The organism is Achromobacter sp. 1L-A-4-B-C2 (genome assembly GCF_057291955.1).
The window spans coordinates 781,185-806,623 of record NZ_JBXAWP010000003.1; the positions used below are offsets into that span (position 1 = coordinate 781,185).

The window sequence follows — 25,439 nt, forward strand, 5'->3', positions numbered from 1 at the left end:
ATACGGAGAAGACACAGGGTTTTCACCAAGCGCGCGCGGGCTTGTTGATCTGGCGCAAGCGCCGGGCGCAAAAAAAACGCAAGGCGCGGGACGCCTTGCGTTTTGTTTGGTGCGGGCCCGGCGGCTGGATGCCGGGTCGTCAGGGATGGGAGGTCATGGCCTCGGGGGCACCGCCGGCGGTGTCACTGGCTGCTTGGTCGGCCGCGGCGTCGTCAGCGCGATCAGCGTGACCACGATCAGCGAGTAATTGGGCACGCTGCGCATGTTGCGAAACATCATCTCCGTCAAGCTGAACGCGCAATAACCCAGGCAGAACAACAAGCCCAGCTGCGCTCCCACCCGTATCACGCGGTCGTCGCTGGCCATGCGCCGGAAGAAAACGCCGGCCGGCACCAGATACAAGGTCAGGATGGTCATCAAGCCCAGCAAGCCATATCCGGACAACGCACCCAGCATATCGTTGTGAGGCTCACCGAAGCCTTCAACCACCTCTTGCGTCACGATCCCCTGCGTCTGCAAGTGCCGCAACTCTTCGCGGAACATGCTGGGGCCCACGCCCACGATGGGGCTTTTCTGGAACATCAGCAGCGACGCATGCCACAGCTGCAAGCGGATGCCAAACGAGGTATCGCGGTTGGACGACGTGGCAAACCCCTGCACGTCGGACGTGATCTCGTGCATGCGGCTGCTGAACGTCCAGATCGCGGCGGCGCTGGCGGCCAGCGCCACGCACAGCGCCAGCGCGCAATACACCTTGTGACGACGGCTCCAGTTGCGCAGGCCCAGCAGGAATACCAGCGCCAGAATCGGCAGCAACATCCAGCTGCTGCGCGTCTCGGACTGCCACGTGGCGTAGACGGTCAGCAGCACTACCGCCAGCTTCACCGCCATTTCGATGCGCGGCCAGCGCGTACAGGCGCCAAAGCCCATCGACAGCAAGGTCATGCCGCCCAGCAGCAGAGTCAGGTTGGCGAACGCCACCGCGTTATAGCGCCCGCCCACGTCCACCATGCCGTTGCGGCCCACCGTCGCCATCGTGACGATCAGCAGCATGGCCCCGCCGAAGGCGCCCACCAGCACGCTCCATTGCACCGCCTTCAACCACGGGCGCGGCGCACGCAGCAGCAGCCACAGCACCGGCAGCGCCAAGGCGAAGCGCAACAGCTTTTCAAGTTCTGAATTGCTCCACACGCCGCGCACCGCCGACGTGATGAACATACAGGCCAGGGGCAGCAGCAGCACCAGCGACATGGGCCACAAGGCCCGGAAGTCCATGGGTTCGTAGCGCTTGACGGCGTTCACGGCCAGCGCGGTCAGCGCAATCAGCGCGCTCAGATAAAGAACGGCGGGGCCGCCCACCGGGCTGGTCAACGCCAGCGCGGGAACCAGCAATACAAGCCAGGTGGCTAGGGATACATATAGTCGGGGCACAGCGATCAACCTGGAAAGAGCAGCGTAAGCGCCAGCGCGCTTCATGCGGATACGTTAGACAAAACCCGCCCGCCATGACGGCGGGCGGGTTCAGCGGACCATCTTGATACGAACCGCGGGTTTACATGTTTTCGATCATGACCTGGCCGAAGCCCGAGCACGACACCTGCGTCGCCCCTTCCAGCAGGCGGGCAAAGTCATACGTGACCTTCTTGGACAGGATGGACTTTTCCATGCTGGAGATGATCAGGTCGGCCGCTTCGGTCCAGCCCATGTGGCGCAGCATCATTTCGGCTGAGAGGATTTCGGAACCGGGGTTCACGTAGTCCTTGCCGGCGTACTTGGGTGCGGTGCCGTGGGTGGCTTCGAACATGGCAACCGAATCCGACAGGTTGGCGCCCGGGGCGATGCCGATGCCGCCCACCTGCGCGGCCAGCGCATCCGAGATGTAGTCGCCGTTCAGGTTCAGCGTGGCGATCACGTCGTATTCGGCCGGACGCAGCAGGATCTGTTGCAGGAAGGCGTCGGCGATCACGTCCTTGACGATGATCTCGCGGCCCGTCTTCGGGTTCTTGAACTTGCACCACGGGCCGCCGTCGATCAGCTGCGCGCCAAATTCCTTTTGCAGCAGCTCGTAGCCCCAGTCCCGGAAGCCGCCTTCCGTGAACTTCATGATGTTGCCCTTGTGCACCAGCGTCAGCGACGTGCGATCGTTGTCGATAACGTACTGCGCGGCCTTGCGCACCAGGCGCTCGGTGCCTTCGCGCGACACCGGCTTGATGCCGATGGACGAGGTGTTCGGAAAGCGGATTTTCTTGACGCCCAGCTTGGTCTGCAGGAACTGGATCAGTTCCTTGGCCTGTTCGCTTTCGGCCATGTATTCGATGCCCGCATAGATGTCTTCCGAGTTCTCGCGGAAGATCACCATGTTGGTCTTTTCGGGTTCACGCACCGGCGAAGGCACACCCTTGAAGTACGCCACCGGGCGCAGGCAGACGTACAGGTCCAGTTGCTGGCGCAGCGCCACGTTCAGCGACCGGATGCCGCCGCCCACGGGGGTGGTCAGCGGGCCCTTGATGGACACCACGTAGTCTTTGACGACTTCCAGGGTTTCATCGGGCAGCCAGACGTCCGGGCCGTAGACCTTGGTGGCCTTCTCGCCGGCATAGACTTCCATCCAATGGATCTTGCGCTTGCCGCCGTAGGCTTTTTGCACCGCGGCATCGACAACCTTGATCATCACCGGGGTGATGTCAGCGCCCGTGCCGTCGCCTTCAATGAAGGGAACGATGGGCTGTTCAGGCACATTCAGCGAGAAATCAGCGTTGACCGTGATTTTCTGGCCGCCAGCGGGAACCTTGATATGTTGGTAGGACATGAATGCTCCATTTGCTCCGGGTGGTATTTCTGCACGCGCCGCATCGAAAAGCGTCCGATTCCGCAGGGAAAAACCCCTGTCTGACCGCACACCGGATGGCGGATAGCAACCAATTCTATATCGCAAAGGGTTCCCGGCAACCGGCGGCCATCGGGCGCGCGGTAAAATAATGCGTCCATAGACCGCATTGCGCCCCCACCGATGTTCAATCCCTCACGCGACCAAGTCCGCGAATTCTTTATCGACACCTGGCGCAAGCACCGCGCCAACGAGGTGCTGACCCCGCTCGAGGCCATCGCGCTGGACTGGATCATCGAGCATCCCGAATACCACGGCGACCTTGAAAGCCCCGAGGCCATGACCATGGAATACGCGGTGGAAAAGGGGCGCACCAACCCCTTCCTGCACCTGTCCATGCATTTGGCCATCGCCGAGCAGTTGTCCATCGACCATCCGCCCGGCATCCGTCTGGCTTACCAGCAGTTGACCGCCCGCTCGGACGCGCACCATGCAGCCCATGAAATCATGGAATGCCTGGGGCAAGTCGTATGGGAGGCGCAGCGCCTGGGCACGCCGCTGGACAGCGACACCTATATCGATCTGATCCGGCGCCGCGCCAGCCTTTGATGCTTGCTTTGACGCTTATGTAGCGTGCAACGCGCAAGCGTTATGGCTTATTTGCGTACGCCCAGGTCGCTGGGCTGAGACGCGAGCCATGCCGACACGTTGGAAATATCCTGGTCGGACAGCTGCGTGGCAAAGGCGCCCATGATGGGGTTCTTGCGCACGTTGGCGGTGGCCGCGCTGCCCGAGGCGCCGCGTTTGTAGGCCTTCAAGGCATGCGACAGGTAGTCGGCATGCTGGCCGGCCAGCGTGGGGTAGGCCGGGTCCACCGCGGTCTTGGCGTCGGCGCCGTGGCACGACGCGCAATTGAATTTGTCGAAAACGGCCTTGCCGGCCGCCAGGTCCTGCGCCTGGACGGAGGCGCCCGCTATGGCGAAAGTCGCGCCCAGAAGGGCAAGCATCGTGCGATTCATTGTTTGCCCCTTATTTCAGATTCGAGTAGTACGCGGCCAGATCGGCGATGTCCTGGTCGGACAGGCTGCCGGCAATGGCGTCCATCGTGGGATGGCTACGCGCGCCTTTCTTGTACTCGTTCAGGGCGGTTTCGATGTATTTGGCGTTCTGGCCAGCAATCATCGGCACGTGATACAGCTCGGGGAACGTCGCCTTGTAGCCTTCGATGCCGTGGCAGCCGATGCACATGGAGACCTTGTCGCGGGCGTTTTGGATATTACCGACAGGCGCTGCGTCGGCAGCAACAGCCTGACCGGCGATCGCACAGGATGCCATCGCGGCCAACACGTAAACCGTGCACTTCAGAGAGGTTCGCAACTTCATTGGAATGGCTCTTCTTGGTATGGCTTAAGGACTAGGGCCTGCTCACACGTCGGCCCCCTGCAAACACGTTGCGGGTCGAACCCAACTGCAAAACCGCCTGATTGTACGATAATTGCTCAGGATTAATACCTTGCGATGGGTATTGATCACCGTCAATCCTCGGAAGCCATAAGCCAATGTCCGCAGCCCAGTCCGCACACTCCGCCTCGCCTGCCCGCTTCAACGGGACCGACAGCTACGTCGCCACCGACGACCTGAAACTGGCCGTCAACGCCGCCCTGACCTTGCAGCGCCCGCTGCTGATCAAAGGCGAACCCGGTACCGGCAAGACCATGCTGGCCGAAGAGGTGGCGCGCGCGCTGGGGCGGCCGCTGCTGCAATGGCACATCAAATCCACCACCAAGGCGCACCAGGGCCTGTACGAATACGACGCCGTCTCGCGCCTGCGCGATTCGCAGCTGGGTGACGAAAAAGTCCGCGATATCCGCAACTACATCGTCCAAGGCACCCTGTGGCAAGCCTTCCAGGCCGATGAGCCGGTGGTGCTGCTGATCGACGAGATCGACAAGGCCGACATCGAATTCCCCAACGACTTGCTGCGCGAACTGGACCGCATGGAATTCCATGTGTACGAAACGCGCGAGACCATTTCGGCGCGCCATCGCCCGCTGGTCATCATCACGTCCAACAACGAAAAAGACCTGCCCGACGCGTTCCTGCGCCGCTGCTTTTTCCACTACATCCGCTTCCCCGACCGCGACACCATGCGGGACATCGTGGCCGTGCACTATCCGCACTTGAAACAGGACGTGCTGCGCGCGGCGCTGGACACCTTTTTTGCGCTGCGCGATGCGCCCGGCCTGAAGAAAAAGCCGTCTACCTCGGAACTGCTGGACTGGCTGCGCCTGCTGCTGGCCGAAAACGCCACGGCGGCCGAGATCGACGCCCACACAGCAACCGCCGTGCCGCTGATGGCCGGCGCGCTTCTGAAGAACGAGCAAGATGTGCACCTGCTGGAACGCCTGGCGGCCATGACCCGCGGCGGCCAGCGCCGCTGATCTTGCAGCCACCGGCGCACCCTATGCTGATCGACTTTTTCTATCACCTGCGGGCGCACAAGCTGCCCGTCTCGGTCAAGGAATACCTGACCCTGGTGGACGCCCTGCGCCACGACCTGATGGCGCCCACGCTGGACGAGTTCTACTTCCTGGCGCGCGCCACGCTGGTCAAGGACGAATCGCTTTACGACCGCTACGACAAGGCTTTCGGCGCCTATTACAAGGGCATCGAAGCCGCGCTGCCGCCAGGCAAGGAAATTCCGCTGGACTGGCTGATCAAGCAGTTTGAAAAGAACCTGACGCCCGAAGAAAAAGCGGCCATCGAAAAGCACGGCTGGGACAAGCTGATGGAGCTTTTCAAGGAACGCATGCAAGAGCAGAAAGAGCGCCACGCGGGCGGCAGCAAATGGATCGGCACCGGCGGAACGTCGCCGTTCGGCAACGGCGGCTACCACCCCGAGGGCATTCGCGTGGGCGGCGCGTCGGCGGGCAACCGGTCGGCCGTCAAGGTCTGGGACATGCGTCAGTTCAAGGACTACGACGACCAGGTCGAACTGGGCACGCGCAACTTCAAGGTGGCGCTACGGCGCTTGCGCCGCTTCGCGCGCCAAGGCGCCGAAATGGAACTGGACCTGGATGACACCATCGCCAGCACCGCGCGCAACGCCGGCCACCTGGACCTGCGCATGGTGCCCGAACGCCACAACACCGTGAAGGTGCTGATGTTGCTGGACGTGGGCGGCAGCATGGACGACCACATCGGCCGCGTCGAAGAATTGTTTTCAGCGGCGCGCAGCGAATTTCGCAATCTGGAAGTCTATTACTTCCACAACTGCCCGTACGAAAGCCTGTGGCAAAGCAACCGCCGCCGCCAGAACGAACGCTTCGACACCTGGGATGTGCTGCGCAAGTACAACCCGGACTGGCGCCTGATCATCGTGGGCGATGCCACCATGAGCCCGTACGAAATCCTGCAACCGGGCGGGTCCGTCGAGCACTACAACAAGGAACCCGGCGCCCAATGGATGCGGCGGCTGCTGGACGCGTGGCCCAAGTCGGTATGGCTGAACCCCGAGCCCACCGCGTCGTGGCAGTATCGGCAGTCCATCGCGCTGATGCGCGACATCATGCAGGACCGCATGTACCCGGTCACCGTCGCCGGCCTGGAACAGGCCATGCGGGTGCTGTCCAAGTAAGGGGTTGCGGTAACGGCGCGCGGTAAGGCCCTGCGGGGCGTCAGCCGTCGACCGGCTGCTCGGGCGTGTCCAGCGTCAGTTGGTAGAACGCCAGATCCAGCCAGCGGCCGAACTTGAACCCGGCCTGGCGAATCGTGCCGGAATGCGTGAAGCCCAGCTTTTCGTGCAGGTGGATGCTGCCTTCGTTCGAGGCGTCGATGCCGCCGACCAACACGTGCACCTGGTTGGCGCGCGCACGTTCGATCAACACCCGCATCATCGCTTCGCCCAGCCCCTTGCCACGAAAACGCGCGTCCACGTAAACGGAATGCTCGACCGAATACTTGAACGCGGGCCAGGCACGGAAGGTGCCGTAGCTGGCGAAGGCCATCAACTCACCGGCCTCGTTTTCGAATCCCACTACCGGAAAACCGCCCTGCTGCTTGGCCTGGAACCAGCCTTGCATAGCCTCTGGCGGACGCGGCTTGTAGTCGTACAACGCCGTGGAATTGACGATGGCGTCGTTGAAGATGGCCAGTATCTGGTCGGCATGGCGCGCATGCGTGCAATCAACCAGGGCGGCGCCTGGTGGGACGTGGATGTCGGGCGAGTTCATGGCGCAAAATTGTACTGTCACGAGCCGCGTCGATAGCATCGGCCGAGAGCGTCCGCACAAAAAAAAGACCGGCGAATCCGCCGGTTCAATGAGGTGTTGCCGCTTCTGGCCACTCTCAGGCGGCGCGGCTCTCCACTGATCGGTTGTTGGCGGACGCATGCCGCAGGCCGGGACATTGGCGCCAGGACAGGTCGTCGCCGTCCATATCCAGGTCAAAGAGATCGTTCGCGGCCGGCCAGGGGTGGCTGCGCGTGGCCGCGCCCTCCATCTCGAGCACGTGCCCGGCAAACCCACGGGGCGAACCACCGCACTCGGCAAAATAACGTTGGGCGTTCAGGTCCACCACATAGGTGGTCATATCATGGGTCAGTATGGCCACGAATTGGCCGTCATCACTGGCATAGGCGTACTGAAACTGTCCTTTGATGCCGTCGCCGTTCAGGGCGCTACCGGTCAATTGGGACAAGGCACGCGTGACGATTTCGGTCAGCATGGGTCGTTCCTCCGAAAAATGCGCCGGCAGGATGCCGGCAGCGAAGGCGCGAACGACAAGCACCGGCGCCGCGCTTGCAGCGGCGTCTGGCGTTGGACGGGAAGCCGGGTAGACGGCTGTCGCGCATCCCGTCGGCAACAGCTACTACGTGTTGAAAAGCTTACACCCGCAAGCCGGGCAAGCTCAAATTTGCCTTGTGCACGAACGGTGTTGCGGTGCAGCACCCTGTGACGACGCCACTTTCGGCCGATTATGCGGCTGCAACCGGCACGCCGCCTATCTCTGCGTCACCGTTATTCTGGCGCAGCCATTGTTCGCGGCGCAGTCGATACAGCACGTGCTCGCGCAGCTTGTGCCCCTCGGGCAAGGCGGGATGATCGAACGTACCTGGCTCGGCCTGCATGCCCAGACGCCTCATCACTGCCTGCGAACGCTGGTTGCCCACGGCGGTGAACGCCACGATTTCGGGAAGGTGCACCTGGTCGAAGCCCACGCGCAGCGCCGCCTCGGCCGCTTCGCTGGCGTAGCCCCGCCCCCAAAAGGGACGAGCCAGCCGCCAGCCCACTTCCACGCCTGGCGCAAACGGAAGCAGGGCCGGCAACGGCTTGATGCCGACAAAGCCGATGAACGGCGCCGCGCCAGGCGCTTCCACCGCCCAAAAGCCCCAGCCGTGCTCGTCGATGCCCGCTGCCAGCCGCTGGGCCATCGCATCGCTTTGCTCGGTGGAAAGCGGGATCAGGAATTCCGTTACGCAAGGGTCGGCATTCATGGTGGCGAAGGGCTTGCGGTCGTCCGCCCGCCATTGCCGCAGCACCAGACGCGGTGTTTCTACTTCAAGAGATAACGACATGTCGCACTTCCTTGTCTTGCGCCCAGGTCCGCAGCCCCTGAACCATTGCCAACGTATACACTCCAACGAATTCTGCCATGCCAAAGGAATTGTCTGCCATGCGCCTGTCCCTGTCGAAGCTGCCGCGCCCGTTGGGTGCGCTGCTGTTCTCCTCCTTCCTGGCCTTCCAGGCCGGCGCCGCCAATCTTCCGGCCGGCGTTTCGGAGGCCGCCTCGGTTGAAGGCATCACCGAATATCGCTTGGCCAATGGCCTTCGGGTGCTGCTGGTACCCGACGAATCCAAACCATCCACCACGGTCAACATGACGTACCTGGTCGGCTCTCGCAACGAGAACTACGGCCAGACCGGCATGGCTCACCTGCTTGAACACATGCTGTTCAAGGGCACGTCCACTACCCGCAACGCCATGGGCGAGTTTTCGCGCCGAGGCTTGCAAGCCAACGGGTCCACCTCCAGCGACCGCACCAACTACTTCGCCAGCTTTGCCGCCAACCCCGACACCTTGAAGTGGTATCTGGGCTGGCAGGCCGACGCCATGGTCAATTCCTTGATCGCCAAGGAAGACCTGGATTCGGAAATGACCGTCGTCCGCAACGAAATGGAAAGCGGCGAAAACAGTCCTTCACGCATTCTGATGCAAAAGATGCAGGCCGCCGCCTACCAGTGGCACAGCTACGGCAAGAACACCATCGGCGCTCGCTCCGACGTTGAAAACGTAGACATCGGCCAGCTGCGCGCCTTCTATCACGAGTACTACCAGCCCGATAACGCCGTGCTGATCGTGGCCGGCAAATTCGACCCGCAAGCCACCCTGGCAGACATCGAGCAAACGCTGGGCAAGCTGCCCAAGCCCGAGCGCAAGCTGCCGCCCGAATACACCGTGGAACCCGTGCAGGACGGCGAACGCTCCGTCACGCTGCGCCGCACGGGCGGCACGCCGCTGGTTGCCGCGATGTACCACATCCCCGCCGCCGGCAGCCCCGACTTCGTGCCGCTGGACCTGGCCACCGTGATCTTGTCCGACACGCCGTCGGGCCGCCTGTACCACGCGCTGGTCGCCACGAAAATGGCCTCGGGCGTATTTGGCTTCACCATGGAAAACCGCGATCCGGGCCTGGCGATGTTCGGCGCGCAGTTGCCGCCCGGCAAAGACCTGGACGCCGCCATGAAGACGCTGACCGGCACGCTGGAATCGTTGGGTAAAAAGCCGTTCACTCAGCAAGAACTGGACCGCGCCCGCAGCAAGTGGCTGACCGCATGGGAACAAACCTACAGCGACCCCGAGCAAGTCGGCGTGGCGTTGTCCGAAGCCATTGCGGCCGGCGACTGGCGCTTGTTCTTCTTGCAGCGCGACCGCGCCCGCAAGGCCACGCTCGCTGAAGTCCAGCAGGCGGCCACCACGTACCTGCTGCAAAGCAATCGCATCGAAGGTCGTTATATCCCCACCGAAAAGCCGCTGCGCGCTCCGCAGACGCAACGCGTGGACCTGACCGCCGTGTTCAAGGACTACAAGGGCGACCCGGACTTCAAGGCCGCCTCGGCCTTTGACCCCACCCCGGAAAACATCGACAAGCTGACGCAAAGGAAGAAGCTGGACCTGCCCAACGGGCCGGTTCAACTGGCGCTGCTGCCCAAGGCCACGCGCGGCAACCGCGTGCAGGCGCAGATGCTGATCCAGTTCGGCAACGAGAAAGACCTGCGCGGGCAACGCGTGAACGCCAGCGCGGTGGCCGACCTGCTGTTACGCGGCACGGCCAAGCTGTCGCGCCAGGACATCCAGGATCGGCTGGACAAGCTCCAGGCTGAACTTGGTTTCAGCGGCGGCGGCACCACGTTGAAGATCGCCATGTCGACCAAGGGCGAAAACCTGCCCGAGCTCACTGCCCTGGCGCTGGACATCGTGCGCAACGCCAACTTCCCGAAAGAGCAGTTGGACGAATACCAGCGTCAGCTGGAAACGTCGATCCAAAACGCCATGACCGAACCGTCAGCCCTGGCCGGACGCACCCTGGCCCGCCAGGACAATCCGTGGCCCGTGGATGACCTGCGCTACGTGCCCACGTTCGAAGAGTCGCTGGCAAATGTACGTGGCCTGAACCGCGACGCGCTGGTCAAATTCCACGCCAAGTTCTACGGCGCCGGCAAGATCGAGTATTCCGCCGTGGGCGACTTTGAACCGGCGGCCGTCGAAAAGGCCATCAAGACGGGCCTTGCCGGCTGGAAGAAGGCGCCTGCCTACACGCGCGTGCCCAACCCGTACCGCGACATCCCCGCCAAGCAGTTCGATATCGACACGCCTGACAAGGCCAATGCGTTCTACTTGTCGCGCATGCCGCTCAAGCTGCAAGACACCGATGCCGACTACGCGGCGCTGTATCTGGGCAATTACCTGTTCGGTGCGTCGGAAACGTCACGCTTGTGGAATCGCGTGCGCGAGACCGAAGGGCTGTCGTACAACGTGCGCAGTTCGTTGTCGGTGTCCTCGTTCGAACCCAGCGCCAGCTGGACCATGTACGCCATCTACGCGCCGCAGAATCGTGAACGGCTGGAAAAGGCCATCAACGAGGAACTGGCTCGCGTGCTGAAAGACGGCTTTTCCGACAAGGAAATCACCGATGGCATCAACGCGCTGCTCAACTACCGCAACCTGGCGCGCGCGCAGGACGACATCCTGGCCAGCACCTGGCTGGACTATCTGCAACGTGGTCGCACGTTTGAGTGGTCAGCCGAGATGGACAAGAAGATCTCGGCCCTGACGCCAGATGCGGTCAACGCCGCGCTGCGCAAGTACCTGCGTCCCGACGGCTTCAGCACCGCCGTCGCCGGCGACTTCAAGAAGAAAGCCGCGCCTTGACCTGAACCGATCCGGGTACTGCCGGCGCCTGAGCGCGCCGGACCCCGCGGTTACGCCCTAGCCCCTGCCGGATGACGGCAGGGGCTTTTTTGCGCCATCTGCCGTCCCGGCGGTAAGGAAAGTTTCCCTGGAGGGCCGCGACCATGCCAAGACCATGCCAAAAACGGGGAGATTTTTCACTATCACGCTTATTACTCGGTTATTTGGAAAGATGTTTTCAACAAGCAAGGGTTTATCCCAGGTGGGATCAAGCGCAGAATTCAGTCATCGGGAACAAACAACGAACCACGACGGAGGGCCGCCGGATTCGGTCCCCATCCAAGATGACACGGAGGTCTCAATCATGAAAACCCTAACCACCACCCTGTTGCTATCCCTGGCGCTTGTTGGCGTTGGCGCCCAAGCCGCCGGTCTGGAACAAGCCAAGACCCGCGACCAGGTCGTGACCGAATTGCAGCAAGCCAAGGCCAGCGGCCAATACACGTTTGGCGAACTGGACTACCCGCCCGCCCAACCCCAGGCAGCCAGCCTGAGCTCGGACGAAGTGCGCGCCCAGCTGCAACAAGCCAAGATCAGCGGCGAATACACCTTTGGTGAACTGCAATACCCGCCCGTCATTGCCACCTCGGCCAGCGCGAAGTCCCGCGCCCAGGTGCAGCAGGAACTGGCGCAAGCCAAGGCCAGCGGCCAGTACACGTTCGGCGAGCTCGAATACCCGCCGATCACCCGGTGAGCTGCTTGCTGTAGCCCGGCCGGTCTCGGGCGGCATCATGGCCTGGGACCGGTTTTTTCCGGCACAGCGGCAACCGCAGTAGTAGTAGCAGTACTTAGCAGTTGAAGTACCAGCAGTTGAAGTACCAGCAGTTGAAGTACCAGCAGTTGAAGTACCAGCAGTTGCAGTACCAAGCAGTTGAAGTACCAAGCAGTTGAAGTACCCAGCAGTTGCAGTACCGACAGTTGAAGTACCAGCAGTTGAAGTACCCAGCAGTTGAAGTACCCAGCAGTTGAAGTACCAAGCAGTTGCAGTACCAGCAGTAAGGCCGCGGCGAGCCAGCCGCGGCCTTTTTACGTTGGGCGATCCTCCACGCCTCCGGGGCCAGGATGATCGCGCATTGCCAAACGCCCCCCAAAAAGAAAAAGCCGCGATTTCCATCGCGGCTTTTTAGCGCCCTTCAACCCGATCAGCTGAAGAATTCCTTCACCCGATCCGTCCAGGACTTGCTTTGCGGCGAGTGGCGATCGCCCCCGTCGTTCAGCGACGTCTCGAACTGGCGCAGGATGCTCTTCTGGTCTTCGCTCAGGCGCACCGGCGTTTCCACCACCACGTGGCAGTACAGATCACCCGGATAGCTGCCGCGCACGCCGCGGATACCCTTGCCGCGCAAGCGGAAAGTCTTGCCCGACTGCGTGCCCTCGGGAATCGAGATCTCGGCCTTGCCACCCAGCGTGGGCACCTGCAATTCGCCGCCCAGTGCCGCCGTGGTGAACGGAATGGTCAGCTCGCAGTGCAGGTCGTCGCCATCGCGCTGGAAGATCTTGTGCTGCTTGATGTGGATTTCCACATACAGGTCGCCCGGAGGACCGCCGTTGATGCCCGGTTCGCCATTGCCGCTGGAGCGGATGCGCATGCCGTCATCAATGCCGGCCGGAATCTTCACCTGCAAGGTCTTGTTGCGGCGGATGCGGCCCACGCCATCGCACGACGGGCACGGGTCGGTGATTTCCTTGCCGTTGCCGTGGCAGGTCGGGCAGGTTTGCTGCACGCTGAAAAAGCCCTGCTGCATACGCACGGCGCCCGAGCCACCGCAGGTGCGGCAGGTCTTGGGCGACGTGCCGACCTTGGCGCCAGAGCCGTGGCAGGTGTCGCAGTTTTCCCAGCTGGGCACGCGGATCTCAGTGTCGAAACCGGCGGCAGCCTGTTCCAACGTGATTTCCAGCGCGTATTTCAGGTCGGCGCCACGATACACCTGCGGGCCGCCGCGACGGCCGCCGCCGCCCGCGCCGCCAAAGATCTCGCCAAAGATGTCGCCGAAGGCGTCGGCAAAGCCGCCGCCCATCCCTGCCCCGCCCATGCCGGCGGAATTGGGATCCACGCCCGCATGGCCGTAGCGGTCATAGGCGGCACGCTTTTGTTCATCGCCCAGGACCTCGTAGGCTTCCTTGGCTTCCTTGAACTTCTCTTCGGCTTCTTTGCTGTCCGGATTGCGGTCCGGATGGTATTTCATGGCCAGCTTTCGATAGGCCTTCTTGAGTTCGTCGTCCGAGGCGTTTTTTGCTACGCCCAGAACTTCGTAATAGTCGCGTTTTGCCATGATCCGTGGGCTCGAATAGAGCCGTCTTTTCAGTGCTACAGAATGAGTACGCCCGGTAGGCGGATTTCTCCGGCTACCGGGCGGCAGAGGCTGGTCAGCGCCCGGCCATTATTGGTCGCGCTTGACTTCCTTGAAGTCGGCGTCGACGACGTTGTCGTCCACCGGCTTCGCGTTATCGGCCGCTTGCTGCTGGCCGGCGGCTTGTTGCGCCTGCATGTCGGCGTACATCTTTTCGCCCAGCTTCTGCGACGCGGTCGACAAGGCTTCCACCTTGGCGTCGATCGCGGCCTTGTCGCCTTCCTTCAGCGTGTCTTCCAGGTCCTTGATGGCGGCCTCGATGCTTTCCTTTTCGGAAGCTTCGAGCTTGTCGCCGTACTCGGTCAACGACTTGCGGGTGGCGTGCACCAGCGCATCGGCCTGGTTGCGCGACTGAGCCAGTTCGGCAACGCGGTGATCTTCCTCGGCGTTGGCCTCGGCATCCTTGACCATGCGTTGGATCTCGTCTTCCGACAGACCCGAGTTGGCCTTGATGGTGATCTTGTTTTCCTTGCCGGTACCCTTGTCTTTCGCGGACACATGCAGGATGCCGTTGGCGTCGATGTCGAACGTGACTTCGATTTGCGGCATGCCGCGCGGCGACGGCGGGATCCCTTCAAGGTTGAACTCGCCCAGCGCCTTGTTGCCCGCGGCGATTTCGCGTTCGCCCTGGAACACCTTGATCGTCACGGCCGGCTGGTTGTCGTCCGCGGTCGAGAAGGTTTGCGAGAACCGGGTCGGGATCGTCGTGTTCTTCTGGATCATCTTCGTCATCACGCCGCCCAGGGTTTCGATACCCAGCGACAGAGGCGTCACGTCCAGCAGCAGCACGTCCTTGCGGTCGCCCGACAGCACGGAACCTTGGATGGCGGCGCCAGCGGCGACGGCTTCGTCAGGGTTCACGTCCTTGCGCGGATCCTTGCCGAAGAATTCCTTCACCTTTTCCTGAACCTTGGGCATGCGGGTCATGCCGCCGACCAGGATCACGTCGTCGATGTCGGAAACCTTCACGCCGGCGTCCTTGATGGCGACGCGGCAGGGCTCGATCGTGCGTTCGATCAGTTCTTCAACCAGCGCTTCCAGCTTGGCGCGCGTGATCTTCAGGTTCAAGTGCTTGGGACCCGAGGCATCCGCCGTGATGTACGGCAGGTTGATTTCGGTCTGCTGGGCCGAGGACAGCTCGATCTTGGCCTTTTCAGCAGCTTCCTTCAGGCGTTGCAGCGCCAGCACGTCCTTGGACAGATCAACGCCTTGTTCTTTCTTGAACTCGGAGATGATGTAGTCGATGATGCGCTGGTCGAAGTCTTCGCCGCCCAGGAAGGTGTCGCCGTTGGTCGACAGCACTTCAAACTGCTTTTCGCCGTCAACGTCAGCGATTTCGATGATGGACACGTCGAACGTGCCGCCACCCAAGTCATACACGGCGATCTTGCGGTCGCCCTTTTCGGTCTTGTCCAGGCCGAACGCCAGCGCGGCCGCGGTGGGCTCGTTGATGATGCGCTTGACTTCCAGACCGGCGATGCGGCCGGCGTCCTTGGTGGCCTGGCGCTGGCTGTCGTTGAAGTAGGCGGGCACGGTGATCACGGCCTCGGTCACTTCTTCGCCCAGGTAGTCCTCGGCGGTCTTCTTCATCTTGCGCAGCACGTCGGCCGACACTTGGGGAGGCGCCATCTTCTTGCCGCGCACTTCGACCCAGGCATCGCCGTTATCGGCGCGTGCGATGGTGTAGGGCATCAGGTCGATGTCCTTTTGCACGGCCTTTTCTTCGAACTTGCGGCCAATCAGGCGCTTGACTGCGTACAGGGTATTGCGGGGATTGGTCACGGCCTGACGCTTGGCGGGAGCGCCAACCAGGGTCTCGCCGTCGTCCATGTAGGCGACGATCGAGGGGGTGGTACGGGCGCCTTCCGCGTTTTCAATGATTTTGACCTGCCCGCCGTCCATCACAGCCACGCAGCTGTTGGTCGTGCCCAGGTCAATGCCAATAATCTTGCTCATGGTGGGTTACCTTGAATTGATCTATGAAAATAGAGAGAAACTTCTTGTCCCCACATAACTGGGGTTAGTCGCAGGGTTTTCAAGACGCCTTGCCGGAATTTTCCGCATTCGGGTCCTGCAACCGCGAAATTGCCGCCGTGAACTGGGGCAATCCGGGCCAACCGGTGATACGACCCAGCCGTTTGCCAGCCCGGTACAGCACGAAAGTGGGGACACCATGCAGGGAAAAGCGCCGGCCCAGGGGTTCGTCGGCGTAAACGTCGGCCTCGAACCAGGTCAGGCCCAGCTTCAGCAACGTTTCCTGGTGCAGCAGCGCCGCCTGCTTGAAAAGATTGCAGTTATAGCAATCCTGTCCCCATAAAAACACACAGCGCAGATCCGTTCCCGGCGCCTGGACCACGGTGGCATCAAAGCCCTCGGTGTCGACATGACGCATGCCGAACACCTGGAAGACTTGAGCCGGATCGAAACGGGGATCGGTCATGACACGCTGCCGGCGTTTCAGCCTTGGCCGGCCGATACGACTACCAGCGCCGGACGCAGCGTGCGGTCGGCAATGGCGTAGCCCTTTTGCAGCAGCTGCACCACCGTGTTGGCGGGTTGCTCGTGGGGGATCGACGAAATCGCCTGATGCAGGTGCGGGTCGAATTTGTCGCCCTGGGCCGGCGCGATGTCCTTGAGCATGTTGCGCTCGAACGCGGCCGACAACTGCTTCAGGGTGACTTCGACGCCTTCGCGCAGCGTCTGGACGGTCTGGTCGGGCTGTGCCAGGGCGGCCTCAAGGCTGTCCTTGACCGGAACCAGGCTTTCGGCAAACGATTCGATGCCGAACTTGCGCGCCTTGGACACTTCTTCCTGCGCGCGGCGGCGCACATTTTCAGCTTCGGCGTGCACACGCAGAAGCTGATCGTGCTGCTCATTGACGGTAGCTTGGGCGGCGTCCAGCTGGGCGCGCAACTCGTTCAGCTCGGCCTCTGCCGCGCCCTGGTCGGCGGGTGCCGCGTCGGCGTTCTGGCCGGCTTCGGGCGTCTTATCTACAGGCTCGTGGGGTGCCGTCATGGGGAATCCTCCAAAAAGAATGGCTTTCGCAGACATGAATGGGGGCCAATACCCCTATTTCAAGCCCGGGAAAGGGAAATATTCCCTGACGGCGCCCGCCCGAGGCAGCAAGCCCGCCCGGGCTTGGCCCGGCGGGGCCGGCTGCTTACTTCCTGTGGGGCTGCGCCGGGGCGACCGGGTCGCTGGCGGGGAAGCTCTCTTCGAGCCCGCGATCCACCTTGTCGTCATCGTCGTCCGGTTCAGGACGGATGGCGATGGGATCGCTGGCGGGAAAGGTCTCGGCTAGCGCTTCGTCCAGATCGTGTTCGACCTGATCCTCGTCCACCGGGGTGGCAACGGTCCCCTTTTTTACGCTCTTGCCGCTCTTGGGATCATGGTGCATGCGCCTTCTCCTTCAAGTCCGTGTTGGCCTGGATCTTCAACGGCCAGCCCTGCAAGTTGCGTTCCACCAAAGTGGCCAAGCCGGCGATCCACGCGGGGTCGTCGTTCAGCGCAGGGATGTAACGAAACTGCTTGCCGCCCGCCTCAATAAAGGCGTCCCGGCATTCCAGGCTGATCTCTTCCAGGGTTTCCAGACAGTCTGCCACAAATCCCGGGCACACCACATCCACCTCGGTAACGCCCGAAGCGGCTAACGCTTTCAGGGTCGGTTCGGTATAGGGCTCAAGCCAGCGGGCAGTACCAAAGCGGCTTTGGAAGGTGACTTCGATCTGTTCGCGCGGCAGCGACAGCCGCTGGGACAACAGGCGGGCCGACTCCATGCAGTCGCGGTAGTAGGGGTCGCCCAGTTCGATGGAATATCGCGGCAAGCCGTGAAAGCTCATGACCAGCTTCTGCGGCTTGCCGTGCTCGCGCCAGAACGACTCGATGCGGGCGGCCAGCGGGTCTAGCCAGGCGGGGTCCTCATGAAAGCGCTTGGTAAAGCGCAGTTCAGGCTGATCCCGCAGGCGCCCGGCATGGCGGGTAACCGCGTCCACGACCGTGGCCGTGGTGCTGGCCGCGTATTGCGGGTACAGCGGCACGGTCAGGATGCGTTCGCAACCGGCCGCGCGCAAACGGGTGATGGCGTCGGGGATGGACGGGTTGCCGTAGCGCATGCCCAGTTCCACCACGGCGTCGATGCCCGCCGCCTCCAGCGCGGCGCGTACGCCGTCCGCCTGGCGCTGGCTATAGACCATCAGGGGCGACCCTTCTTTCAGCCAGACGCCCGCATAGCGCGGCGCCAGCTTCTTGGGTCGCAGCGTCAGCACCAGCCCGTACAGGATGGGTTTCCATAAATAACGTGGAATTTCAATGACGCGGGGGTCGGACAGGAATTCGCCCAGGTATTTGCGGATGCCCTGTTTGTCCGGCGTATCCGGCGTACCCAGGTTGACCAGCAGCACCCCGACTTTGCCGGGCGCGCGGGCCGGCGGGTCTTCGTTGAAGGGGTCGTCCTGCTCGGCTTCCGGCAGGTAGCGTTCAGGCCACAGGTACTTGAACAGGCGAAGAAACACAAAAACTCCCCTTCCTCCGCGAGGAGGATGTAGCTTTGAATGGGACTACTGGTTGTGGCTGAGCGCGTTGGACAGCAGGCGCGCCGTGATGTCCACGATGGGAATCACGCGTTCGTAAGCCATGCGGGTCGGGCCGATGACGCCCAACGTGCCCACGACCTTGCCGTCCACGCCATAGGGCGCGGTAATGACCGAGACCTCTTCCATGGGCACCAATTGGGAATCGCCGCCGATGTAGATCTGCACGCCCTGTGCGCGGCTGGACACGTCCAGCAGTTGCAGCAGGTCGGTCTTTTTCTCGAACAGCGAGAACATCTTGCGCAGCCGGTCCATGTCGGACGCGATATCCGTAACGTCCAGCAGCTTGCGCTCGCCCGAGATGACCATCGTGTCGCCGTCTTCCGCGGCCTCGGCGCTGGCCTCGACCGCCGCCTGCATCAGCCGCGAAATGTCTTCGCGCAGCTGGGCCAGTTCGGTCGATAGCGTCTGGCGCACCGCGTTGAACGACTTGCCCGCGAAATGCATGTTGAAGAAATTGCCGGCTTCCAGCAATTCCGCTTCGGCGTAATCGCGCTGAACAAAGAGAATGCGGTTCTGGACATCGCCATCCGGCGTGACGATGATAAGCAGCACGCGCTTGTCCGACAGCCGGATGAATTCGATCTGCCGGAACACCTGGGCGCGCTTGGGGGTCAGCACCACGCCCGCGAATTGCGTCAGGTTGGACAGCAACGCGGCGGCGGCGTTGACGGCGCGGGTAGGTTCGGCCGCCGACAGCATTTCGCCCATGTTGTGCGGTTGCAGCTGATAAGACTGCACGGCCAGCAGGGAATCGACGAACATGCGATAGCCCCGCGGCGTAGGCACGCGGCCGGCGGAGGTGTGCGGGCTATGGATCAGCCCCAGCTCTTCCAGGTCCGCCATGACATTGCGGATGGTAGCCGGGGACAAGTCAAAGACTTTCGATAGCGTCCGCGAGCCGACGGGCTGCCCATCGGCGATGTAGCGTTCTATCAACGCTTTCAGTAGTGCGCGTGCGCGGTCATCCATAGCGGGCATTTTAAGGAATCTTTTAGGATAAAGGCGATTTTTGTCCCGCAAGCAGATATGCGGCCCCATATAATCGGCTAATCGGCCCATTCCGGGCAGGTTTTGGCTTCGGCTTCGCCCTTTTGATACGCCCGCATCCATGCACTTTCCTACCGTCGCCCTGATCGGCAGATACCAGGACACCGGCCTGGACACCCCGCTAAGAGCCCTTGCGCACGCGCTGACGCAAGCGGGCCGGCATGTGCTGATCGATGCCGACACCGCGCGCAACACCGGCCTGACCGAATACCCAATAGCTACCCTCGAAGAGATCGGCCAGAACGCATCGCTGGCCGTCGTGATGGGCGGCGACGGCACGGTGCTGGGCGCCGGCCGGCATCTGGCGCCATTTGGTGTCCCCCTGGTGGGCATCAACCACGGGCGCCTGGGCTTCATCACCGACATCCCGCTGCAAGACGCGCACGGTGCATTGGCGCGCGTGCTTGAAGGCAGCTTCCAGATTGAAGAACGCATGCTGCTGGAAGGCAGCGTGTGGCGTGGCGACCAGAAAATGTATTCCGCGTCGGCGCTCAACGACGTCGTGCTGAACCGCGCCGGCCGCGGCGGCATGATCGAAGTGCGTGTCGAACTGGACGGCGCCTTCATGTACACACAGCGCGCCGATGGCCTGATCATCGCCACGCCTACCGGCTCGACCGCGTATGCGCTGTCCGCCAACGGCCCCATCCTGCACCCCGGCATGAACGCCATGGTGCTGGTGCCCGTGGCGCCGCAAACGCTGTCGAATCGCCCCATCGTCATCCCGGACACCGGTGTGCTGAACATGACGCTGACCGCGATGGGCCGCGTGGAAGTGGGCGCCAGCGTGCATTTCGACATGCAGACCTGGTCTGACCTGCAACCGGGCGACCGCATCGTCGTGCAGCGCGCGCCGTACACCATTCGCTTCGTGCACCCCGAGGGCTACAGCTTCTTTTCCACCTTGCGCCGCAAGTTGCATTGGAACCTGATGCCCCAGGCCACCGACAACGTAGAGTAGTAAGCGCCCCGACATGCTGCGCACCCTGCATATCCGCGACTTCGTCATCGTCGAACAGACCGAAATCCATTTCGGCCCCGGCTTCACCGTGTTCTCCGGCGAGACCGGGGCGGGCAAATCCATCCTGGTGGACGCGCTGGCGCTTGCGCTGGGCGAACGCGGCGACGCCAGCATGCTGCGCGAAGGCGCACCGCGCGCCGACATCACTGCCGTGTTCGATACGCCGAAGTCATTGCACAGCTGGCTGAATGAACGCGAGATCGACGTCGATGACGAACTGTCGCTGCGCCGGGTCATCGACGCGCAGGGCCGCAGCCGCGCATACATCAACGGCACGCCCGCCACCGTGGGGCAGCTGCGCGAATTGGGCGACAGCCTGGTCGACATCCACGGCCAACACGCCCATCAAAGCCTGATGCGCCCCGACGCACAGCGCGATCTGCTGGACGCGCACGGCGGCCATGGCGATCTGCGCCAGGCCGTGGGTCAGGCGTGGAAGCAATGGCGCGCGCTGGCGCGGCAGCTCGAAGCCGCCGAAAAAGACGCCGCCAGCCTGGCCAACGAACGCGACCGACTGCAATGGCAGGTGGACGAACTGGATCAGCTGGCACTGGGCCCCGACGAATGGGAATCCTTGCAGTCCGAGCACACGCGCTTGTCGCATTCGCAGTCGCTGCTGGACGGCGCCTCGCAAATCCTGGAAGCGCTGGACGGCGAAGGCGATTCCGCGCACCACCGTGTCACAGCCGCCAATCACCGCATTCAGCAAATGCTGCGGCATGACCCCGGCCTGCAAGGCGTGTACGACGAACTCGAGTCCGCCCGCATCGCGATCAGCGAAGCCGTGTCCGACCTGAACAACTACGTCAGCCGCGTCGATCTGGACCCCAAGCGCCTGGCCGACGTCGAAGCACGCCTGGGCCTGGTGTTCGAGACCGCGCGCAAATTCCGCGTCGAGCCCGACGCCCTGTGCGAATTGCGCGATTCCCTGCATGCCGAGCTGGCCGCCTTGCAAGCGGCGGGGGATATCGATGCGCTGCGGGCTCAGTCAGTTGCGGCGCAGTCGCAATACGACACGGCAGCCGCCAAGCTGTCGACCGCCCGCCGCAAGATTGCCAAGGACCTGGGCAAGCAAGTCACCCAGGCCATGCAAACGCTGGCCATGCAAGGCGGCAAGTTCGAACCCACCTTGACCGCCGCCGCGCCGTCCGCGCACGGCAACGAGCAGGTTGAATTCCTGGTGGCCGGCCACGCCGGCACCACCCCGCGCCCCCTGGCCAAAGTGGCTTCGGGCGGCGAGTTGTCGCGGATTTCGCTGGCGCTGTCCGTCATTGCCAGCCGCGCGGCGCGCGTGCCGACGTTGATCTTCGACGAAGTCGACAGCGGCGTAGGCGGCGCGGTGGCCGAAGCCGTGGGCAAGCTGCTGCGCGAGCTGGGCGAACGCCATCAAGTGCTGTGCGTGACCCACTTGCCCCAGGTAGCCGCCTGCGCGAACAACCAATTCCTGGTCAGCAAGACGGAATCTCGCGGCACCACGCGCTCCAGCATCGAAGAACTGGACGCGGCGGCGCGTGTTGAGGAAATCGCCCGGATGCTGGGCGGCATCAAGCTGACCGCCACCACGCGCGAGCACGCCCGCGAAATGCTGGAAGGTTTCGGCCAGCCCGCGGCCTGAGGCGGTTGAGCGCAGCCGGGGGCAAGTCCAGCCCTGGCTCCAAGGCAAATTCGCGCGAACGCCGTACAAAATACGGCACGAAGCCGCGAGAAAGCCAGGCAAAGCCGGGCAAAAGCCCCGCCCCCTCACAGACAAAAAAAAGCCCCTTCATCAAGAAGGGGCTTTTGATCTCACTGGCCCGCAACGAGCGCGGCCACGGACCGTGGGGCGGACGCTAGCGGTTTAGCGCCCTTTCACGCAGCTGCTGCACACGCCGTACAACACCATCGCGTGGCTTTCCAGCGCGAAACCGTTGTCCTTGGCGATCTTCTGCTGGCGCTTTTCGATCTCCGGGTCTGAAAACTCGACCACGGTGCCGCAATTCGTGCAGATCAGGTGATCGTGGTGATCGCCGTCGTTCAGTTCGAACACAGCCTTGCCGCTGTCGAACTGGCTGCGGGCCAGGATGCCGGCCTGCTCGAACTGGGTCAGCACACGGTAGACGGTTGCCAGGCCGATTTCGACGTTTTCGCCGATCAGCGCGCGGTAGACGTCTTCGGCGCTAAGGTGGCGTTGGTCGGATTTGCGGAAAATATCAAGAATTTTCAGGCGCGGAAACGTCGCCTTCAAACCCATGTTCTTCAGTTCGCTTTGGTCGCTCATGGTGTAATCGCTCTCCGTCCGCGTAGGCATGGGCAGGATCAAGGGTGCACCGCGAGTCGGCTCACCTGATTTCATGCCGCCTCGCGGAACTATCCTTATGAAACCTTTATGATAACGGTTTTGTCTGCTTCCAAATAATAGGGGCGCGTAGTGTCCATGATTGCACGAATTCCCTCCCGCTCGCTGAAGACCGGATTGGCCGTCGCCGCCCTGGCCATTGCCCTTGCCGGCTGCTCGGGGGACAAGTGGGGCTTCCCCTACAAGGCCGGTGTCCAGCAAGGCAACTGGATCACCCAGGAGCAAGTCGCGCTGCTCCAGCCGGGCATGAGCCGCGAGCAAGTCCGCTTTGCGCTGGGCAGCCCTACCCTGACCAGCGTGCTGCACGCCAACCGTTGGGACTACCCCTACTATTACAAGCCCGGCTATGGCGAAGCCCGCGAACGCAAGTTCACCGTCTGGTTCGAAAACGACCGCCTGACCCGCTGGGAAGGCGACAAGCAGCCTGATTTGCAGCCCTATCAGCTGAACACGCCCAGCAGCACCGCCGACGAAAAGGCGGACAAGCGCCTGGACCAGGACGAAACCCGCATCAAAGAAGAGGAAGACCTGAAAAAGCGCGATGCCGCCGCTCCGGTCAGCCCGCTGAATCAGTACCCCGGCCAACCGGGCAACGCGCCTGAGCCGCTTCGGTAACCCCTCAAGGATTTTCTTCATGCGTATTGCAATTGCCGGCGCCAGCGGCCGTATGGGCCAGATGCTGATCGACGCCATCCTCAAGTCCACCGACCTGCAATTGGCAGTGGCGTTGGACCGCAATGGGTCGACGTCGCTGGGCCAGGACGCGGGCGCCCCGCTGGGCCAACAGACCGGCGTGCTGATCACCGATGATCTTGACGCGCTGGCCAACGCCGATTGCCTGATCGATTTCACGCGGCCCGAAGGCACGCTTGCCCACTTGCAGGCCTGCGTGAAGCACGGCACGCACGCCGTCATCGGCACCACCGGGTTCGACGACAACGGCCGCGCCGCCATCGAAGTGGCCGCGCAGAAAATCGGCATCGTGTTCGCGCCCAACATGAGCGTGGGTGTGAATGCCACGCTCAAGCTGCTGGACATGGCCGCCCGCATTCTCAATTCCGGTTACGACGTTGAAGTGTTTGAAGCGCACCATCGCAACAAGGTCGATGCGCCTTCGGGCACCGCGTTGAAAATGGGCGAGACCATTGCGTCCGCCTGGGACGTGGCGCTGCCGGACGTGGCCACCTGGAGCCGCCATGGCGACACCGGCGTGCGCAAGCCCGGCACCATCGGCTTTTCCGTGCTGCGCGGGGGCGACATCGTGGGCGACCACACCGTGTCGTTCTGCGGCATTGGCGAGCGCATCGAAATCACGCACCGTTCCAGCAGCCGCGCCACCTACGCAGAAGGCGCCCTGCGCGCCGCACGCTTTCTGCAAGACAAGCACAACGGCCTGTACGACATGCAGTCCGTGCTGGGCTTCTAAGCCAGGCGGCGGCGGTGCACGCCGCGCCGCCGGATCGCCGGCCGCCGGATCGCCGGGCGCCGGAGCGCTCGCCACAAAACCAAAAAGGATCCCTCGGGATCCTTTTTTATCGCACCGTTCGCACCGCGCCCTACACCACCACAGGCTCTGGTTCCAGCACGACACCGTAGCGCGCCTGCACCGACGCTTGAATCGCGCCGGCCAACGCCATGATGTCGGCAGCGTTGGCGCCGCCGCGATTGACCAGCACCAGCGCCTGCCTGTCATGCACCCCCGCCGCGCCCAGGGCCTGCCCCTTCCAGCCGCACTGGTCGATCAGCCAGCCGGCTGCCAACTTGTAGCGGCCGTCCGGTTGCGCGTACGACACCAACCCGGGAAAGCGTTCGGCCAGATCGTCCCGCACGTCGGCGGTCACGATGGGGTTCTTGAAAAAACTGCCGGCGTTGCCGGTCACGGCGGGGTCCGGCAGCTTTGCGCGGCGAATGTCGCAAACCGCGTCGAAAATGTCGCGCGCGCTTGGCACGCCATGGGCCAGCCGTTCGTGGCGTTGCAGGTCCGGGTAGCCCAGCACGGGGCGCCAGGGGCGCGGCAAGGCGAACCGCACGCTGACGATGATCCAGCGGCCGGGCGCGTCGTGCTTGAAGGTGCTATCCCGGTACGAAAAGCGGCAATTGGACGGGCCCATTTCAACAAGCCTTGCCGCCGTCACATCCCAGGCAGTCAGGCTATGGAAGCGCTGTTCGAACTCGACGCCGTAAGCGCCGATGTTCTGCACCGGCGCGGCCCCGACCGTACCGGGAATCAACGCCAGGTTTTCCAGGCCATCCCAACCCTGATCGACGCAATGTTCGACAAAGCCATGCCAGCTTTCGCCACCCGCCGCTTCCACCAGGCGGACGTCGGGCGCGTCTTGCAACAGCTGCACGCCCCTGAAAGCCACCTTGGCCACCAGGCCGGAAACGCGTTCGGGCAGGACAACATTGCTGCCGCCGCCCAGCACCAGAAGGCTGTCCGCGCGGCGTGCCAAGTCGGACAAGGCCGGCAATTGCGCGGCATCGTCCAGTGTGACGAAGGCTTCAGCTTGCGACGCCAGACCCAGCGTATTGAGCCGGCTTAGATCGTGGGCGGCGGGAGTCAGCGCGGCTGGCGCCGTGTTGATAGCAGGGGCAGTTGACATGGGTGCTACGGGCTATGCTATAGTTTCGGTCTTCGCTCATATTACTTGATTGAGTGTTTTGGTTTGAGTACCCCGCTTTTCAACAGCCGCTCTTTATAGAGAACACGGCGAAAACGCGAAAAATCTCAGCCCAATGACAAGCTCGAAAAAATCATGTAAGATGCGCGCCTTCTGATCGATAACCAAGTTGATCA

General features: G+C 62.8%; 25 protein-coding genes. 9 read left to right on the forward strand and 16 right to left on the reverse strand.

Annotation, left to right across the window (positions count from 1 at the left end; all coding sequences use genetic code 11):
• Positions 1-153: 153 nt before the first annotated feature.
• Together AC0Z35_RS17035 and icd are read right to left on the reverse strand one after the other, a co-directional pair.
• Positions 154-1,431, reverse strand: coding sequence for an O-antigen ligase family protein (locus tag AC0Z35_RS17035; RefSeq protein WP_485132249.1), 1,278 nt, complete (start codon positions 1,429-1,431; stop codon positions 154-156).
• A 121-nt stretch (positions 1,432-1,552) separates the two neighbouring features.
• The gene (gene icd, locus AC0Z35_RS17040; RefSeq protein ID WP_006217809.1) at positions 1,553-2,809 is read right to left on the reverse strand and encodes an NADP-dependent isocitrate dehydrogenase; all 1,257 of its coding nucleotides are present in this window, start codon (positions 2,807-2,809) and stop codon (positions 1,553-1,555) included.
• Positions 2,810-3,010: 201 nt separating this feature from the next.
• Here icd and AC0Z35_RS17045 point away from each other — a divergent pair, with 201 nt between their 5' ends.
• Positions 3,011-3,436 (forward strand): DUF1841 family protein, encoded by a 426-nt coding sequence (locus AC0Z35_RS17045; RefSeq protein WP_046803401.1) that lies wholly within the window; start codon positions 3,011-3,013, stop codon positions 3,434-3,436.
• Between the two features lie 47 nt (positions 3,437-3,483).
• On the opposite strand, the gene AC0Z35_RS17050 is transcribed toward AC0Z35_RS17045, so the two are convergent.
• Together AC0Z35_RS17050 and AC0Z35_RS17055 are read right to left on the reverse strand one after the other, a co-directional pair.
• Positions 3,484-3,846 carry a c-type cytochrome gene (locus AC0Z35_RS17050; protein ID WP_319308138.1) on the reverse strand — a complete coding sequence of 121 codons (363 nt, stop codon included), beginning with the start codon at positions 3,844-3,846 and terminating at the stop codon, positions 3,484-3,486.
• Positions 3,847-3,856: 10 nt separating this feature from the next.
• Complete coding sequence (locus tag AC0Z35_RS17055; protein WP_046803403.1) at positions 3,857-4,210, reverse strand: c-type cytochrome; 354 nt, start codon at positions 4,208-4,210, stop codon at positions 3,857-3,859.
• 176 nt (positions 4,211-4,386) lie between these two features.
• Between AC0Z35_RS17055 and AC0Z35_RS17060 the strand changes: the two genes are divergently transcribed.
• Together AC0Z35_RS17060 and AC0Z35_RS17065 are read left to right on the forward strand one after the other, a co-directional pair.
• Positions 4,387-5,268 carry an AAA family ATPase gene (locus AC0Z35_RS17060; RefSeq protein ID WP_046803404.1) on the forward strand — a complete coding sequence of 294 codons (882 nt, stop codon included), beginning with the start codon at positions 4,387-4,389 and terminating at the stop codon, positions 5,266-5,268.
• 23 nt (positions 5,269-5,291) lie between these two features.
• Complete coding sequence (locus tag AC0Z35_RS17065; protein ID WP_120154099.1) at positions 5,292-6,464, forward strand: vWA domain-containing protein; 1,173 nt, start codon at positions 5,292-5,294, stop codon at positions 6,462-6,464.
• A gap of 40 nt (positions 6,465-6,504) precedes the next feature.
• On the opposite strand, the gene AC0Z35_RS17070 is transcribed toward AC0Z35_RS17065, so the two are convergent.
• The 3 genes from AC0Z35_RS17070 to AC0Z35_RS17080 all read right to left on the reverse strand — a co-directional run bounded on the left by AC0Z35_RS17070 (position 6,505) and on the right by AC0Z35_RS17080 (position 8,402).
• Positions 6,505-7,059: a GNAT family N-acetyltransferase gene (locus AC0Z35_RS17070; protein ID WP_120154097.1), complete on the reverse strand. Its 555-nt coding sequence runs from the start codon at positions 7,057-7,059 to the stop codon at positions 6,505-6,507.
• A 115-nt stretch (positions 7,060-7,174) separates the two neighbouring features.
• The gene (locus AC0Z35_RS17075; RefSeq protein ID WP_104143610.1) at positions 7,175-7,552 is read right to left on the reverse strand and encodes a hypothetical protein; all 378 of its coding nucleotides are present in this window, start codon (positions 7,550-7,552) and stop codon (positions 7,175-7,177) included.
• Between the two features lie 250 nt (positions 7,553-7,802).
• Complete coding sequence (locus AC0Z35_RS17080; protein ID WP_485132248.1) at positions 7,803-8,402, reverse strand: GNAT family N-acetyltransferase; 600 nt, start codon at positions 8,400-8,402, stop codon at positions 7,803-7,805.
• A gap of 98 nt (positions 8,403-8,500) precedes the next feature.
• Between AC0Z35_RS17080 and AC0Z35_RS17085 the strand changes: the two genes are divergently transcribed.
• Positions 8,501-11,257, forward strand: coding sequence for a M16 family metallopeptidase (locus AC0Z35_RS17085; protein WP_485132247.1), 2,757 nt, complete (start codon positions 8,501-8,503; stop codon positions 11,255-11,257).
• Between the two features lie 343 nt (positions 11,258-11,600).
• Positions 11,601-11,990, forward strand: coding sequence for a DUF4148 domain-containing protein (locus tag AC0Z35_RS17090; protein WP_104143605.1), 390 nt, complete (start codon positions 11,601-11,603; stop codon positions 11,988-11,990).
• Positions 11,991-12,438: 448 nt separating this feature from the next.
• Here AC0Z35_RS17090 and dnaJ read toward each other — a convergent pair whose 3' ends face one another.
• From dnaJ to hrcA, 7 genes are all read right to left on the reverse strand, one after another.
• Complete coding sequence (gene dnaJ, locus AC0Z35_RS17095) at positions 12,439-13,569, reverse strand: molecular chaperone DnaJ (RefSeq protein WP_046803410.1); 1,131 nt, start codon at positions 13,567-13,569, stop codon at positions 12,439-12,441.
• Between the two features lie 108 nt (positions 13,570-13,677).
• On the reverse strand, positions 13,678-15,603 hold the full coding sequence (dnaK, locus tag AC0Z35_RS17100) for a molecular chaperone DnaK (RefSeq protein ID WP_046803411.1): 1,926 nt from the start codon (positions 15,601-15,603) through the stop codon (positions 13,678-13,680).
• Positions 15,604-15,682: 79 nt separating this feature from the next.
• Entirely contained in the window at positions 15,683-16,087 is a 405-nt protein-coding gene (locus tag AC0Z35_RS17105) for a thioredoxin family protein (protein WP_120154091.1), read from the reverse strand.
• Between the two features lie 17 nt (positions 16,088-16,104).
• The gene (gene grpE, locus AC0Z35_RS17110) at positions 16,105-16,662 is read right to left on the reverse strand and encodes a nucleotide exchange factor GrpE (RefSeq protein ID WP_046803413.1); all 558 of its coding nucleotides are present in this window, start codon (positions 16,660-16,662) and stop codon (positions 16,105-16,107) included.
• Positions 16,663-16,807: 145 nt separating this feature from the next.
• A complete protein-coding gene (locus AC0Z35_RS17115) occupies positions 16,808-17,044 on the reverse strand; it encodes a hypothetical protein (RefSeq protein ID WP_485132246.1) in 237 nt (78 codons plus the stop codon).
• Positions 17,034-18,158 (reverse strand): ferrochelatase, encoded by a 1,125-nt coding sequence (gene hemH, locus AC0Z35_RS17120; protein ID WP_219991796.1) that lies wholly within the window; start codon positions 18,156-18,158, stop codon positions 17,034-17,036. Before hemH ends, AC0Z35_RS17115 begins: the two co-directional genes overlap by 11 nt.
• Before the next feature lie 45 nt (positions 18,159-18,203).
• Positions 18,204-19,208 (reverse strand): heat-inducible transcriptional repressor HrcA, encoded by a 1,005-nt coding sequence (gene hrcA / locus AC0Z35_RS17125; protein WP_046803416.1) that lies wholly within the window; start codon positions 19,206-19,208, stop codon positions 18,204-18,206.
• Positions 19,209-19,347: 139 nt separating this feature from the next.
• Between hrcA and AC0Z35_RS17130 the strand changes: the two genes are divergently transcribed.
• On the forward strand, positions 19,348-20,247 hold the full coding sequence (locus tag AC0Z35_RS17130) for an NAD kinase (protein WP_046803417.1): 900 nt from the start codon (positions 19,348-19,350) through the stop codon (positions 20,245-20,247).
• Between the two features lie 13 nt (positions 20,248-20,260).
• Positions 20,261-21,922 (forward strand): DNA repair protein RecN, encoded by a 1,662-nt coding sequence (recN, locus tag AC0Z35_RS17135; protein WP_485132245.1) that lies wholly within the window; start codon positions 20,261-20,263, stop codon positions 21,920-21,922.
• Positions 21,923-22,144: 222 nt separating this feature from the next.
• Here recN and fur read toward each other — a convergent pair whose 3' ends face one another.
• The gene (fur, locus tag AC0Z35_RS17140) at positions 22,145-22,564 is read right to left on the reverse strand and encodes a ferric iron uptake transcriptional regulator (protein WP_046803419.1); all 420 of its coding nucleotides are present in this window, start codon (positions 22,562-22,564) and stop codon (positions 22,145-22,147) included.
• Between the two features lie 156 nt (positions 22,565-22,720).
• Here fur and AC0Z35_RS17145 point away from each other — a divergent pair, with 156 nt between their 5' ends.
• Both AC0Z35_RS17145 and dapB read left to right on the forward strand, forming a co-directional pair.
• On the forward strand, positions 22,721-23,257 hold the full coding sequence (locus tag AC0Z35_RS17145) for an outer membrane protein assembly factor BamE (RefSeq protein WP_104143600.1): 537 nt from the start codon (positions 22,721-22,723) through the stop codon (positions 23,255-23,257).
• Positions 23,258-23,276: 19 nt separating this feature from the next.
• A complete protein-coding gene (dapB, locus tag AC0Z35_RS17150) occupies positions 23,277-24,068 on the forward strand; it encodes a 4-hydroxy-tetrahydrodipicolinate reductase (RefSeq protein ID WP_046803421.1) in 792 nt (263 codons plus the stop codon).
• 130 nt (positions 24,069-24,198) lie between these two features.
• Here the strand turns inward: dapB and murB are convergent, their stop codons facing one another.
• Positions 24,199-25,245, reverse strand: a complete 1,047-nt coding sequence (murB, locus tag AC0Z35_RS17155) for a UDP-N-acetylmuramate dehydrogenase (protein WP_485132244.1) — start codon at positions 25,243-25,245, stop codon at positions 24,199-24,201.
• Positions 25,246-25,439 lie beyond the last annotated feature (194 nt).